Source organism: Bradyrhizobium sp. 1(2017), assembly GCF_011602485.2.
In the GTDB taxonomy this organism is placed as follows: domain Bacteria; phylum Pseudomonadota; class Alphaproteobacteria; order Rhizobiales; family Xanthobacteraceae; genus Bradyrhizobium.
This window is the reverse complement of the sequence record NZ_CP050022.2, coordinates 1,596,726-1,610,901: the sequence shown is the minus strand read 5'-3', so window position 1 is coordinate 1,610,901 and position 14,176 is coordinate 1,596,726. Positions and strand designations below refer to the sequence as shown.

The 14,176-nt window shown below is 64.2% G+C and carries 13 protein-coding genes and 1 tRNA gene; 10 read left to right on the top strand and 4 right to left on the bottom strand.

Annotated elements, in window-relative coordinates; all coding sequences use genetic code 11:
• Positions 1 to 3 precede the first annotated feature (3 nt).
• Positions 4 to 79 (top strand) — tRNA-OTHER (locus tag HAP40_RS07760).
• 116 nt (positions 80 to 195) lie between these two features.
• Here the strand turns inward: HAP40_RS07760 and HAP40_RS07755 are convergent.
• Positions 196 to 567: an ArsR/SmtB family transcription factor gene (locus HAP40_RS07755; protein ID WP_166818361.1), complete on the bottom strand. Its 372-nt coding sequence runs from the start codon at positions 565 to 567 to the stop codon at positions 196 to 198.
• A gap of 110 nt (positions 568 to 677) precedes the next feature.
• Between HAP40_RS07755 and HAP40_RS07750 the strand changes: the two genes are divergently transcribed.
• The 3 genes from HAP40_RS07750 (at position 678) to greA (ending at position 6,141) form a co-directional block, all read left to right on the top strand.
• On the top strand, positions 678 to 1,847 hold the full coding sequence (locus tag HAP40_RS07750) for an MFS transporter (protein ID WP_166818362.1): 1,170 nt from the start codon (positions 678 to 680) through the stop codon (positions 1,845 to 1,847).
• A gap of 142 nt (positions 1,848 to 1,989) precedes the next feature.
• Positions 1,990 to 5,454: a carbamoyl-phosphate synthase large subunit gene (carB, locus tag HAP40_RS07745; RefSeq protein WP_166818363.1), complete on the top strand. Its 3,465-nt coding sequence runs from the start codon at positions 1,990 to 1,992 to the stop codon at positions 5,452 to 5,454.
• A gap of 213 nt (positions 5,455 to 5,667) precedes the next feature.
• Positions 5,668 to 6,141 carry a transcription elongation factor GreA gene (gene greA / locus HAP40_RS07740; protein ID WP_018643807.1) on the top strand — a complete coding sequence of 158 codons (474 nt, stop codon included), beginning with the start codon at positions 5,668 to 5,670 and terminating at the stop codon, positions 6,139 to 6,141.
• 279 nt (positions 6,142 to 6,420) lie between these two features.
• Here the strand turns inward: greA and HAP40_RS07735 are convergent, their stop codons facing one another.
• Positions 6,421 to 6,900, bottom strand: a complete 480-nt coding sequence (locus HAP40_RS07735) for an Lrp/AsnC family transcriptional regulator (RefSeq protein WP_166818364.1) — start codon at positions 6,898 to 6,900, stop codon at positions 6,421 to 6,423.
• A gap of 266 nt (positions 6,901 to 7,166) precedes the next feature.
• Between HAP40_RS07735 and trxB the strand changes: the two genes are divergently transcribed.
• From trxB to HAP40_RS07710, 5 genes are all read left to right on the top strand, one after another.
• Positions 7,167 to 8,132 carry a thioredoxin-disulfide reductase gene (trxB, locus tag HAP40_RS07730; RefSeq protein WP_166818365.1) on the top strand — a complete coding sequence of 322 codons (966 nt, stop codon included), beginning with the start codon at positions 7,167 to 7,169 and terminating at the stop codon, positions 8,130 to 8,132.
• A gap of 4 nt (positions 8,133 to 8,136) precedes the next feature.
• Positions 8,137 to 9,060: a LysR family transcriptional regulator gene (locus tag HAP40_RS07725; protein ID WP_026312114.1), complete on the top strand. Its 924-nt coding sequence runs from the start codon at positions 8,137 to 8,139 to the stop codon at positions 9,058 to 9,060.
• A gap of 448 nt (positions 9,061 to 9,508) precedes the next feature.
• Entirely contained in the window at positions 9,509 to 10,417 is a 909-nt protein-coding gene (locus HAP40_RS07720) for a 4-hydroxy-tetrahydrodipicolinate synthase family protein (protein WP_166818366.1), read from the top strand.
• A gap of 231 nt (positions 10,418 to 10,648) precedes the next feature.
• Positions 10,649 to 10,798 carry a hypothetical protein gene (locus tag HAP40_RS07715; RefSeq protein ID WP_166818367.1) on the top strand — a complete coding sequence of 50 codons (150 nt, stop codon included), beginning with the start codon at positions 10,649 to 10,651 and terminating at the stop codon, positions 10,796 to 10,798.
• A gap of 95 nt (positions 10,799 to 10,893) precedes the next feature.
• Positions 10,894 to 11,076 carry a hypothetical protein gene (locus tag HAP40_RS07710; RefSeq protein ID WP_249141263.1) on the top strand — a complete coding sequence of 61 codons (183 nt, stop codon included), beginning with the start codon at positions 10,894 to 10,896 and terminating at the stop codon, positions 11,074 to 11,076.
• A 76-nt stretch (positions 11,077 to 11,152) separates the two neighbouring features.
• Here HAP40_RS07710 and HAP40_RS07705 read toward each other — a convergent pair whose 3' ends face one another.
• Both HAP40_RS07705 and HAP40_RS07700 read right to left on the bottom strand, forming a co-directional pair.
• Positions 11,153 to 11,830, bottom strand: coding sequence for a ParA family protein (locus HAP40_RS07705; RefSeq protein ID WP_166818368.1), 678 nt, complete (start codon positions 11,828 to 11,830; stop codon positions 11,153 to 11,155).
• A gap of 390 nt (positions 11,831 to 12,220) precedes the next feature.
• Positions 12,221 to 12,562, bottom strand: coding sequence for a hypothetical protein (locus tag HAP40_RS07700; RefSeq protein ID WP_166818369.1), 342 nt, complete (start codon positions 12,560 to 12,562; stop codon positions 12,221 to 12,223).
• Between the two features lie 447 nt (positions 12,563 to 13,009).
• On the opposite strand from HAP40_RS07700, the gene HAP40_RS07695 reads away from it, so the two are divergent.
• Complete coding sequence (locus tag HAP40_RS07695) at positions 13,010 to 14,176, top strand: CaiB/BaiF CoA transferase family protein (protein WP_166818370.1); 1,167 nt, start codon at positions 13,010 to 13,012, stop codon at positions 14,174 to 14,176.

Here is a 14,176-nt window from a genome sequence, read left to right as displayed (position 1 = left end):
CCCGGCCCGGTGGCGGAAGCGTCTACGCGAGGGCGGTGCAACGCTCTACATCCTGGTTCAAATCCAGGCCGGGTCTCCAGCCTTCGCGGCTGACGCCGCTTCGGCTCGGCAAGCCCTATCGCAGCGAAGGCTGCCGCGGCGAAGCCCGAAGGGCGAAGCCGGGCACGCTTCGGCGAAGCAAAATCTTGAAAATCGTCAGCTGGCCTCAACCACTTCACATTCGGACAAAAGCTGCAGCCGGTCCGCATCCTTTGCCGCCGAACTGAGTACCGCATCGAGCAAGCCCGGAAACCGCGCATCCAGATCCTCGCGACGCAGCCGCATGAACCGGTTGGTTCCTGCCACGCGGGTCTGCATCAGCCCGCATTCGCGCAGCTTGGCGAAGTGATAGGCGAGGTTGGACTTGGCGCCGAGGCCGCTGAAATCGCCACAGCAGAGCTCGATGCTGACACGTTCTTGCTGCGCGAGCTGATAGACGATCGCCAATCGGATCGGATCGCTCAGGCAATCCAGGACCATCGGCAGCTCGATCTGCTCGCGGGTGGGATGGAGGGGTGTGCGGCTCATGCGGAAATCATAATCAAAACGCTGCTATGTTCAATAGTTCTTGAACCAATTGACTCCTGGGCTAAACCATCCAATAGTTCAATAAACCTTGAACATAGAGACATCTTCCCATGAGCGTCTTCTGGCTGGCCGTGGCGGCCTTCGTGATCGGCACCGAAGGCTTTGTCATTGCGGGACTTTTGCCGGCAATCGCCACCGACCTTTCGATTTCGGTCTCAGCCGCTGGGCAGCTGGTCACGGCTTATGCGCTCACCTATGCCGTCGGGTCGCCCATCCTGGCGGTGGCGCTGAACAACATCGACCGCCGCACCGTGCTGGCTCTGGCCCTGTCGACCTTCATCGCCGGCAACCTCGCCGCGATGATGGCCTCCAATTACGCCCTGCTGCTGGGCTCGCGCATGCTGATGGCGCTGGGCTCCGGGCTGTGCATGCCGACGGCGCTCGCGGTGTCCGTGGCGGTCGCCTCACCCGAGCGGCGCGGCCGGGCGGTCGCCCTCGTCACCTCGGGCCTGACAGTCGCGACCGTCATCGGCGTTCCCCTCGGCAATCTCATCGGCAGCCTGTTCGGCTGGCGTGCGACCTTCGCCATGGTCGCGCTGATCGGCACCGTCGCACTCGCCGGCCTGCTGCTCGGCCTGCCCAGGGGCCTGCCGCGCAACACGGCTTCGCTCGGCGAGCGGCTGGCGGTGGCGCGTCACAGCAACGTCTTGATCGCGCTCGTGATCACGATCTTATGGGCGCTCGGCGGCTTCACCTTGTTCACCTATTTCGCGGTCCCGCTGCGCGGCCTCGGCTTCGATGCGTCGCAGATCAGCCTGGCGCTGCTGGTGTTCGGCGGCGCGGCTGCGATCGGCAACATGCTCGGCGGCGTCCTGGCCGACCGGCTTGGAACGCTCACGACCGCAGCCCTCGGACTCGCGGGCATGGCGAGTGCGCTGATCCTGCATTCGCTGGTGTTGAAGCTGATGCCCGGACAGGCCCATTATGCGGTGCTGGGCGCGATTTTTCTGTGGGGCCTCTCGGGCTGGGCGTTCTATCCGGCCCAGATCGCCAGCATCGTCCGGATCGAGCCGCAGGCCTCGATGATCGCGCTCTCGCTCAACGCCTCGGCGATGTATCTCGGCTTCGCCATCGGCGGCGCCCTGGGGGGTGCGGTGCTGGCCACCCTGTCCGCCAACGACCTCGGTTGGATCGGCGGAACGAGCGTCGCGGCCTCGCTTCTGGTGCATCTTGCCCGGGGTTGGCAGGCCCGACCAAAACCCGTCAAAATTGCCGGTTGATGGCCGTTTTTCGGGGTTTCGCCGCCCCGAAAACTGGTCTAAGACCCACCCGCGCGCGAGGGAAGACCCCGCGCTCTCGCACAAGGGGACGCGCAGTAGCGCGCCCTTTTTTTGTGCCCAAATTCCAGTCCGGCGAGAGTTGATGCCCAAACGTACAGACATCACCACCATCCTGATCATCGGCGCCGGTCCCATCGTGATCGGGCAGGCCTGCGAGTTCGACTATTCGGGCACCCAGGCGGTGAAGACGCTGAAGGAAGAGGGCTACCGCATCGTCCTCGTCAATTCCAACCCGGCCACCATCATGACCGACCCGGAATTGGCCGACGCGACCTATATCGAGCCGATCACGCCCGAGATCGTCGCCAAGATCATCGAGAAGGAACGTCACGTCATTCCCGGCGGCTTCGCGCTGCTGCCGACCATGGGCGGCCAGACCGCGCTGAACTGCGCGCTGTCGCTGCGCCGTCAGGGCACGCTGGACAAGTTCGACGTCGAGATGATCGGCGCCACCGCCGACGCCATCGACAAGGCGGAAGACCGCCAGCTCTTCCGCGAGGCCATGACCAAGATCGGGCTCGAGACGCCGAAGTCGCGGCTCGCCAACGCGTCCGAGCTGAAGAAATCGTTTCGCGACAAACACCAGGCCGAACGTGCGAAGCTGTCGGGCGCCGCTCTCGAAGAGCTCGATAGGCAGTGGACGCTGGGCGAGAGCGAGCGCCGCAAGCGCTATCAGGAATACGCGTTCGGCCAGGCCATGATGGCGCTGTCCGAGATCGGCCTGCCCGCGATCATCCGCCCCTCCTTCACGATGGGCGGCACCGGCGGCGGCATCGCCTACAACAAGGAGGAGTTCCTCGACATCATCGAGCGCGGCCTCGATGCGTCTCCGACCAACGAAGTGCTGATCGAAGAGTCGGTGCTCGGCTGGAAAGAATACGAGATGGAGGTGGTGCGCGACAAGAAGGACAATTGCATCATCGTCTGCTCGATCGAGAACCTCGATCCGATGGGCGTGCACACCGGCGATTCCATCACGGTGGCGCCGGCGCTGACGCTGACCGACAAGGAGTACCAGATCATGCGCGACGCCTCGCTGGCGGTGCTGCGCGAGATCGGCGTCGAGACCGGCGGCTCCAACGTGCAGTTCGGCGTCAATCCCGAGGACGGCCGCATGGTCGTCATCGAGATGAACCCGCGCGTGTCGCGTTCGTCCGCGCTGGCCTCCAAGGCCACCGGCTTTCCGATCGCAAAGGTCGCCGCCAAGCTCGCGGTCGGCTACACGCTCGACGAGATCGCCAACGACATCACCGGCGGCGCCACGCCGGCCTCTTTCGAGCCGACCATCGACTATGTCGTCACCAAGGTGCCGCGTTTCGCCTTCGAGAAATTCCCGGGCGCCTCGACCACGCTGACGACGTCGATGAAGTCGGTCGGCGAAGTCATGGCGATCGGCCGCACCTTCCAGGAAAGCCTCCAGAAGGCGCTGCGCGGGCTCGAGACCGGGTTGACCGGCCTCGACGAGATCGAGATCGAGGGCCTCGGCCGCGACGACGACAAGAACGCGATCCGCGCCGCACTCGGCACGCCGACGCCGAACCGGCTGCTCCAGGTCGCCCAGGCCATGCGGCTCGGCTGGTCGAACGAGGAGATCTTCAACTCCTGCAAGATCGACCCGTGGTTCCTCGGCGAGATGCGCGGCATCGTCGACATGGAGGAGAAGGTCAGGAAGAACGGCCTGCCCGGTAATGCCTTCGGCATGCGCACGCTCAAGGCCATGGGCTTCTCCGACGCACGGCTCGCGGTGCTCGCCGAGACGTCGGAAGCCGAAGTGACGGCGAAGCGCCACGCGCTCGGCGTCCGCCCCGTCTACAAGCGCATCGACACCTGCGCGGCCGAATTCGCCTCGCCCACCGCCTATATGTATTCGACCTATGAGGCGCCGTTTGCCGGCGCTCCCGCGGACGAGAGCACGCCGTCCGACAAGAAGAAGGTCATCATTCTCGGTGGCGGGCCGAACCGCATCGGCCAGGGCATCGAGTTCGACTATTGCTGCTGTCACGCCTGCTTCGCGCTGCATGACGCCGGCTACGAATCCATCATGGTCAACTGCAACCCGGAGACGGTGTCGACCGACTACGATACCGCCGACCGGCTCTATTTCGAGCCGCTCACCGCCGAGGACGTGCTTGAGATCATCGACAAGGAGCGCAGCAAGGGCACGCTGCACGGCGTGATCGTGCAGTTCGGCGGCCAGACCCCGCTGAAGCTGGCGCGCGCGCTGGAAGCCGCCGAAGTGCCGATCCTCGGCACCTCGCCCGACGCCATCGACCTTGCCGAGGACCGCGACCGCTTCAAGCGCGTGCTCGACAAGCTGCGGCTCAAGCAGCCGAAGAACGGCATCGCCTATTCGGTCGAGCAGGCAAGGCTCGTCTCCGCCGATCTCGGCCTGCCGCTGGTGGTGCGCCCGTCCTACGTGCTCGGCGGCCGCGCGATGCAGATCATCCGCGAGGAGAACCAGCTCAACGACTATCTACTCGGCACCCTGCCGGAGCTGGTGCCGGCCGACGTCAAGGCGCGCTATCCGAACGACAAGACCGGCCAGATCAACACCGTGCTCGGCAAGAACCCGCTGCTGTTCGACCGCTATCTGTCGGACGCCACCGAGATCGACGTCGATTGTCTCTGCGACGGCAAGGACACCTTCATCGTCGGCATCATGGAGCACATCGAGGAAGCCGGCATCCATTCCGGCGACAGCGCCTGCTCGCTGCCGCCGCACTCGCTCGATGCGAAGATGATCGAGGAGCTGGAGCGGCAAACGCGTGAGCTCGCGCTCGGCCTCGACGTCGTCGGCCTGATGAACGTGCAATACGCCATCAAGGACGGCGAGATCTACGTGCTCGAGGTCAATCCGCGCGCCTCGCGCACGGTGCCGTTCGTCGCCAAGGTGGTCGGCACGCCGGTCGCCAAGATCGCCGCGCGCATCATGGCCGGCGAGAAGCTCGCCGACTTCAAATTGAAGAAGGCCGAGCTCAAGCATGTCGGCGTGAAGGAGTCCGTCTTCCCGTTCGCGCGCTTCCCCGGCGTCGACACGGTGCTCGGTCCCGAGATGCGCTCGACCGGCGAGGTCATGGGCATCGACGGCTCGTTTGCGGTGGCGTTTGCCAAGAGCCAGCTCGGCGGCGGCACGCGGGTGCCGCGCAAGGGCACGGTGTTCGTCTCGGTGCGCGAGAGCGACAAGACGCGCATCGCCGAGGCCGTCCGCGAATTGCATTCGCTCGGCTTCAAGGTGCTGGCGACCTCGGGCACGGCGCGCTTCCTGACCGACCAGGGCATCCCGACCGAGAAGGTGAACAAGGTGTTGGAGGGCCGGCCGCACATCGTCGACGCCATCACCAATGGCGACGTCCAGCTCGTCTTCAACACCACCGAAGGTCCGCAGGCGCTCGCCGACAGCCGTTCGCTGCGGCGCGCGGCCCTCTTGCATAAAGTGCCGTATTACACCACTCTTTCCGGGGCCGTGGCGGCCGCGCAGGGCATCCGCGCCTATTTGGGCGGGGACCTTGAGGTTCGTACCCTGCAGAGCTACTTTTCGGAAACCTGATCGCTAGCGGCGGCGAAGCCTCCGCTAAGTGATTGGCAATGAAGCCACAATGGCCGGAGGAACTGTCCGGCCATGTGGGTGTTCTGTTCCGGCGCTAAGCCCATATCTGTCAACGTCCGGCAGCTTCCTGCGGGGGGCTCCGGAAGGACTGACGAATCAAGGTTGCGGCGCCCATCCGCGTTTCGGGCGCACGATCGAAGGACGAGAGAGACGATGGAAAAGGTTCCGATGACCCAGGCCGGCTTTGTCGCGCTCGGGGAAGAATTGAAGAAGCGCCAGTCGGAGGATCGTCCGCGTATCATCGAGCATATCGCGGAGGCGCGCTCGCACGGAGACCTGTCGGAGAACGCGGAATATCATGCCGCGAAGGAAGAGCAGTCCCATAATGAAGGCCGCATCGCCGAGCTCGAGGACAAGCTCGCGCGCGCCGACATCATCGACATCTCGAAACTCTCCGGCGACACCATCAAGTTCGGCGCCACCGTGACGCTGGTCGACGAGGACACCGAGAAGAAGACGGTGTGGCAGATCGTCGGCGAGGTCGAGGCCGACGCCAAGAAGGGCCGCATCTCCATCACCTCGCCGCTCGCCCGCGCGCTGATCGGCAAGAAGAAGGGGTCAACCGTCGAGGTCAACGCACCTGGCGGCGCCAAGGCCTATGAGATCACCAAGGTAGAGTGGCGGTAAGGATTTGCCGCTGCCGTGCAATGATATTTGAAAAAGGCCGCGCATCGCGCGGCCTTTTTGTTTCAGCGCGTTGCTAGCCTGAGCGGGGCCCGCGCTTTCACTCCTCGTCATTGCGAGGAGCGAAGCGACGAAGCAATCCAGACCCTCTGCGGAGAGACTCTAGATTGCTTCGCTGCGCTCGCAATGACGATCAGGGAGCAGCTTCCACCACTCTCGTGTCCCGGACGCGCCGCAATGCATAGCGTTGCTGCGCAGCGTCCGCGGCACGAGAGCGGAGACCTACCTTCGTCCCTTGACCTCCAGCGGCACGGCCGCCTCGTATTTCGAATTATGCAGCACCAGTGAGGTGCGCACGTTGCGGACATGGGGCGCGGCGGTCAGGTGCGTGACGAAATCCTGGAAGGTCGCCATGTCGGGGGCGACGCATTTCAGGATGAAATCGACCTCGCCCGACAGCATCCAGCATTCCCGCACCAGGGGCTCGGCGCGGACGAAGTCTTCGAACGCGCGCAAATCCGCCTCGGCCTGGCTGGACAAATGCACGGCGGCGAACACGGTGACGTCGAAGCCGAGCTTGCGGGCGTCCAGGAGGCCCCGATAGCCGTGGATGTAGCCCTCCTCCTCCAGCGCCCGGACACGGCGCAGGCAAGGGGGCGGCGAGATGCCCACGCGTTTGGCCAGTTCGACATTCGTGATTCGACCGTCGGCCTGAATCTCGGTGAGAATCTTCAGGTCGATCTCGTCTAGGTTCCGCGACACGTGATTGGAACTCCTGGCCTTTGCGGCGGTATCGGAATGGTTTGTCGCAATCCTCATACCGAGTTCGCGCGCGCAGCGCAATTTTATTGCGCGTGCAGCGCAATTGACTTTTGTTCCTTGTTGGAAAAATCCGCCGAGAGGGAATGCAATTCTTGCATAGCTCACCAGAAGGCTTAGATTAGCTCTGATATTTCAGCGCCTCCGCGAGGCCTCCCGGCACGTTCCGCGCCCGCGCTGCAAATCCCCCGTGAAAGGCGTCCATCGAAATGTCCGCTCCTGTTCATGCAAAGGTCGTCATTATCGGCTCCGGCCCCGCCGGCTACACGGCGGCGATCTACGCCGCCCGCGCGATGCTCGAGCCCATCCTGATCCAAGGCATCCAGGCGGGCGGCCAGCTCACCATCACCACCGACGTCGAGAACTATCCGGGCTTCGCCGACGTGATCCAGGGCCCCTGGCTGATGGAGCAGATGGAGAAGCAGGCGGTCCATGTCGGCACCAGGATCGTCTCCGACCTGGTCACCAAGCTGGACGCTTCCCAGCGGCCGTTCCGCCTCACCTGCGACAGCGGTGACGTCTATCTCGCCGACACCGTGATCCTCGCCACCGGCGCGCAGGCGCGCTGGCTCGGACTGCCGTCCGAAGCGAAATTCCAGGGCGGCGGCGTCTCGGCCTGCGCCACCTGCGACGGTTTCTTCTACCGCAACAAGGACGTCGTGGTGGTCGGCGGCGGCAATACGGCGGTCGAGGAAGCGCTGTACCTCACCAACCATGCCTCGCAGGTCACGATCGTGCATCGCCGCGATCACTTCCGCGCCGAGCGCATCCTGCAGGAGCGCTTGTTCAAGCACCCGAAGATCAAGGTGATCTGGGACTCCGCGGTCGACGAGATCTGCGGCACCGAGAGCCCGAACAAGGTCACCCATGTCCGCCTGAAGAACGTCAAGACCGGCAAGCTCACGGACGTGAAGACCGACGGCGTCTTCATTGCGATCGGCCACGCCCCGGCGACCGAGCTCGTCAAGGACACGGTCAAGCTCAAACCGTCGGGCTATGTCGAGGTCGCCCCGAACTCGACCGCGACCTCGGTGCCCGGCCTGTTTGCCGCCGGCGACGTCGCCGACGAAACCTATCGCCAGGCCGTGACGGCCGCCGGCCTCGGCTGCATGGCCGCACTCGAAGCCGAACGTTTCTTGGCCCTTCGCGCCAGCGAGCGCGCGGCAGCGGAATAGAATCATGCCTCGAACACGCGACGGATTTACGGATATGGATTGGGACAAGCTGAAGGTGTTTCACGCGGCAGCGGAAGCCGGCAGCTTCACGCATGCGGGCGAGCAGCTCGGCCTGTCGCAATCGGCGGTCTCGCGCCAGGTCTCGGCGCTGGAGCAGGAGCTCTCGGTCTCGCTGTTCCACCGCCACGCCCGCGGCCTGATCCTGACCGAGCAGGGCGACCTGCTGTTCCGCACCGCGCATGACGTGTTCATGCAGCTGCAGGCGGCCCGCGCGAAACTGACCGACAGCCGCGAGCGGCCGAGCGGCGACCTCAAGATCACCACCACTCCCGGCGTCGGCATCAACTGGCTGATCCCGCGGCTCGGCGAGTTCACCGCGCTCTATCCCGAGATCCGGATCTCGCTGATCGTCACCGACGAGGAACTCGACCTATCGATGCGCGAGGCTGACGTCGCGATCCGCACCCGCAAGCCAACGCAGCCGGATCTGATCCAGCGCAAGCTGTTCGCGATGGGCTTCCATGCCTATTGCTCGCCGGAATACATCAAGCGCTTCGGCACGCCGCGCACGCTGGAAGAGCTCGACTCCCACCGCATCATCACGCTCTCGGACGGCAACTTCGCGCCGCATCTGCAGAATCGCAACTGGCTGGTGGAAGCCGCACGCAACGGCTCGGGGCCGCGCGAAGCCTATTTCAAGGTGAACAACATCCTCGGTCTCGTGCGCGCCTGTCAGCAGGGCCTCGGCATCGCCGCGCTCCCCGACTATCTCGTCGAGGAACAGAGCAAGCTGGTGCAGCTGTTCGGCGAATCCGACTCGATTCAGCTCGACACCTATTTCGTCTATCCCGAGGAGTTGAAGACGGTTGCGCGCGTGCAGGTGTTCCGCGATTTCGTAGTGAGCAAGGCGCAGCGCTGGCCGTCCTGATTTCCGCATGACTGACATGCGGCCTCGGCTGTTGCTGCAGGACGCTCGTCAAGCACATACTGCATGCACGCTGAGCCTTCGCGTTGCGCATTTGTCCCCCTCCTCCAGTGACGCGGGAGTTCAGTAATCCCTCTTGGAAGGTGATTGTGTCGGCCTCACGTGGCCAATACCTAAGCCGGGCCTTCGGGTCCGGCTTTTTTTCTGCCACTTCAGACCCTTCGCCTTCCGCGTGTATTGACAGTCCGGGGCATACCCCGCATCATTTCCACATGATCACGAAGTCGTGCGCACGCGTCTCGAAAAAAGGCCCCCATCCGGGGACCTCGGAATGTTGCGCGCGCTAGGCTGACTTCGTCATCGCTGCAAATCCCGAAAACCCCGCCGCCTGGACGGGGTTTTTTCATGTGCCCTCCGTCTCAGGCTTTTTTCCCGAGAAGGAGATGGAAACATGACTGGACTACGCGACCAATTGCACGGGCTGTGGCTGCCACTGGTGACGCCGTTTCGCGACGGCCGTCTCGACGAGACGTCGCTGCGGCGGCTGACGCGGCACTATTGCGGGCAGGCCGTCGACGGCTTCATCCTGGGGGCGACCTCGGGTGAAGGCATGACATTGCGCGAGGCCGAGCTCGAACGCCTCGTCGCCATCGTCCGCGACGAGATGGCCGCGGGCCGCCGCATGCTGCCGATCTGTCTCGGGGTCTCCGGTGCCGACACCTCGCGGCTGCAGGATCGCCTCGACGAGACCGCGGACTGGCCGATCGACGGATATCTGATCGCGAGCCCCTATTACGTGCGGCCCTCGCAGCGCGGCCTGCTCGCGCATTTCGCGACGCTCGCCGAGCACGCCGCCTGGCCGCTCGCGCTCTACAACATCCCCTATCGCACCTCGGTGAACATCACCAACCAGACGCTACTGCGACTTGCCGAGCACAGGAACATCGTCGGCCTGAAGGATTGCGGCGCGAGCCGCGAGCAGTCGATTGCGCTTCTGCGCGACAGGCCGAAGAATTTCCGCGTGCTCACCGGCGAGGACGCGAATTACTTCGAGGCCCTCACCGACGGCGCCGACGGAGGCATCGTGCTGTCGGCCCATGTCGAGACCGCGACGTTTGCCGCCGTCCAGGCCGAGCTGAAGCGCGGCAACCATGATGCGGCGCTGGCGCGCTGGCAGGATGTCGCCGAGCTGACGCGGCTGCTGTTCACCGAACCCAGTCCTGCTCCGGCCAAGTACTGGTTGTGGCGGACGGGACTGATCGACAGCCCCGAGGTGCGCCTGCCGATGGTGGAGGTGAGCAGCGAGCTCGCGGCCACGATCGATCGCGAGATCGAGCGGCGGATGAAGGTCGCGGCGTAGTCTTTCCACTCGTCATTCCGGGCGCGCGCAGCGCGAGCCATGATGCGCAGTTGCGCACCATGGCTCGCGACTTCGTCGCGTCCCGGAATGTCGGCGACGGGGGAGGACGCAGCGTGCCCATGGTTAACCGCGTCCCAACGGCCTTCGCGCCCGCCGCATGGTGCGTCCACGTCTCGTTTACGCAATCGCGCCTATCGTTTTCGCAAAGGACTTTCCAGAGGGGGAATGATCATGGGACATCGCAACCGGCCTACGGCCGCGAGCCAGTTCGCGCCAACCGATCTTTTGCAGGGAATTCTGGTGGTGTCGTCGTTCGGGTTCTGGGCGGTGATGCTCGGCCTGATGCCGGTGCTGCTGTTTCGGGTCTGGCTGGTCGGCTGACACGAGCCGGCGCGGAGATGGTTAACCCGTGGTAGCACCTGTGTTCAAATGCGCCGGCAGCTGCCAGCCGGATTTTTAAAACATCCCCGATATCACTGACACCCATAAGCGAAGAAATCGCGGGGGCGTTTGTGAATAATCATCATGAGATGGCGTCGCATTACGACGCCGGGCAGCAGGCCTTTACCACCGAGGACATTCTCTGGGCCGTCGGCATCTGGTCGGTGATCCTCACTCTGTCGCCGGTCATCGTGTTCTACATGCTGATGGTGGCCTGACCGCTTCAGCACATCCCGGAAACGCAAAACGCGCGGCTCGTCCGCGCGTTTTTCGTCCGGGGAATGAATAATGAAATTAAGCAGCTTGCTTGTGCATTGCGCCGGATGCCGACGCCGTGCCGCGAATGGCCTTCACTGAACGCTCGATCGCCGCCCACAGCCTTGCAATTTCCTGGGCCGCGCGGCTCTCGGCCTGATACTCGCGCGCGCCTTCGCCGTGGCTGAGCGCCATCAACAAATCGGAACGGTTGGTGATCTGGCCGCCCCACACCGGAGCACGGAATTTCGCCAGCGCCTCGCGGGCGATGGTGACGATCGGGCTTTCGGCCTCGTCGCGCTTGGCCGGCGCCCCATTGAGCACGACCGCGTAGGGCTTGCGCGCCGCGCGGCACATCTGAATCGTTTCCTGCACCGCGTTGACGTCGAACACGCCGGGCCGCGCCGGAATGATCACCATCGTCGCGTTCCTGATCGCGTCGTCGACGACGGCCGACAGGTTCGGCGGCGTGTCGATCAACACCCATTCATAACCGTCGCGCTTGGCCGCGGAGACGATGCCACTGACGGAGTTCACGGCCGGCTTGATCGGCGGTTCGTTGGTGCCACGCAGCTTGTGCCACAGCGTGAGCGAGCCCTGCGGATCCGCATCCACGAGCATGACCTGCTTGCTCGCCTTGATCTGTGCGGCAAGATGTGCGGCGAGGGTACTCTTGCCCGAGCCGCCTTTACGCGATGCAAAAACAATAACGTTCATACCTTCGGCCTCCAGATTGACCCCAGGCCGCGAAAATGAATCAGCACGCTGATTCGTGAAAGAAAAATTTATCGGCAGTTGCCTTGCCGCCACGAAATAACAACAAGTGTTGGCTTTTGAGTCACACTGCTCGGCACGACGGCGGCTTCAAACTGAAATGAAACGTGGTTTGCGCCGGCAATCGTGCGTTTTTTGAGCAGCGGCGGGGCAAAGTGGAATGCAACCTCGCCGGGCAAGCCGCTTTGCGACTCTTTTCCCTCGCACGTCTTCGTAATTGTCACAGGCCTGCGCGAGCCCGCGCGAACAAAACGAGTCCGGCGTCACACTGCGTCACTCTGCGCAGAGGAAGCGCCAACGCCGGGTTTCGAGCCGGGGACGCGCGCTTTGCGCTCAACCCTGCTCGGATTTCTTCTTCTTGGTCGCCTTGGCCGTGGGCTTGGTGCTCTTCTTGGCCGCGTGGGGCGGCTTGCCGGCGCGGGCCTCGCCCGGCTCAGGTCCGCGGCGGAAGAACACCGCGCACTGCGGCGAGAGCTGCGACTTCTTCTTGATCATGCAGGCGGTGATGGCGTCGACGTTCGGAACGAACTCGCCGCACAGCCGCATCGCATCGGGCGAGCAGGCCTGCTGCTCTTCCTGCGTATAGGCGAAGGCGGCGCCTGGCTGGATCAGGACGCCCAGGGCAATCCCGAGAGTTGCAGTGGCCAAGGATGTCTTCAAGCGAAACGCCGGCATCGATTCCCCCAAATGTCGAACAGGAGGGAATGATGGGTGAACGGGCGTTCGTTGGCAACCGAGGGGGGATGCGAAAGCTCGGAGCTGTGCGCTCTCGGCAACAGGGCGGGCGCACTTCCCCGCCCGATATCCAGGGACGTCTGCAGTTCCTCGAGGGGCTGCGATGTACTGGATCCCCCGCTTTCGCGGGGGATGACAGTTGCGGAGTGGGAGAGAGCGCCGCTCACTCTCGGCCAATTTCGCCTGCAACAACAAAAAAAGCAAAAACAACCCCATGCACAGTAGGCAACCCACTGCAAACACTCGCGTTGCCAAATTTTAGGATTTAGCGAAATCGCGTTTGACACGTCGGGCAAAACAGGAGCATCATGGCCCGATCAAAAACTGCGTGGGCGGTCGGCTTGTCTCCTGCGCTTGGCAGAAGCGAACGGGAGTGGAGGCGATCGCATGAAGGGGAATGAGGCGGAGCTGCCGCTGGCAGGCGTGACGGTGGTCTCGCTCGAGCAGGCGATCGCGGCGCCGCTGGCCAGCCGGCACCTGGCGGATTGGGGCGCGCGGGTGATCAAGATCGAGCGGCCCGGCACTGGCGATTTCTGCCGCGACTACGATCATGTGATGAACGGCATGTCGAGCCAGTTCGTCTGGACCAACAGGTCGAAGGAGAGTCTTGCCATCGACATCAAGAGCCCTGGGGGGCGCAAGGTGCTCGACGCCCTGCTGCCGCAGGCGGACGTGTTCATCCAGAATCTTGCGCCCGGTGCGGCCGAGCGGCTCGGCCTCGATGCCGCGTCGCTGCTGCGCAAGTTCCCCCGCGTCATCGCCTGCGACGTCTCGGGCTATGGCACCGGCGGCCCCTACAGCGACAAGAAGGCCTACGATCTCCTCGTCCAGTGCGAGGCCGGCGTGCTCGCGGTCAACGGCACCGAGGCGGAGCCCGCCAAGGTCGGGCTATCCGTGGTCGACATCGCCACCGGCATGTACATCCTCAACGGCGTGCTGATGGCGCTGTTTCGCCGCGAGCGGACCGGCAAGGGCACGGCTTTCCAGGCTTCGCTGTTCGATTCCATCTCGGACTGGATGAGCTATCCCGCCTTCTACACACAAAGCACGGGCCGCCCGCTGCCGCGCACCGGAGCGCGGCACGCGACGATCGCGCCTTACGGCCCGTTCCGCGTCGGCGACGGCAGCACGATCTTCTTCGGCATCCAGAACGACCGCGAATGGCGCTCGCTGTGCCGCATCGTGCTCGGCGATGCCGGCTTCGCCGACCATGCGAGCTTCCGCACGAACCCGCTGCGGATGCAGAACCGCGGCGAACTGGAGGCGCATATCGAGCAGCGCTTTGCGGCGATGACCGGCGATGAGGTGCTGCGGCTGCTCGACGAAGCCGCGATTGCCAATGCGCATCTGAACTCGGTCGAGGCCTTCTTGAAGCACGAGCAGCTGCATGCGCGTGGGCGCGTGCAGAGCGTGGGATCGCCGTGCGGACCGGTGACGAGCTTCCTGCCTGCGCTCACCATTCCCGGCGTCTCGCCGCGGATGGACCCGGTGCCCGATCTCGGCGAGCACAACGACGCCATTCTCCGCGAGCTCGGCCTCAGCGGGGAGAATTGA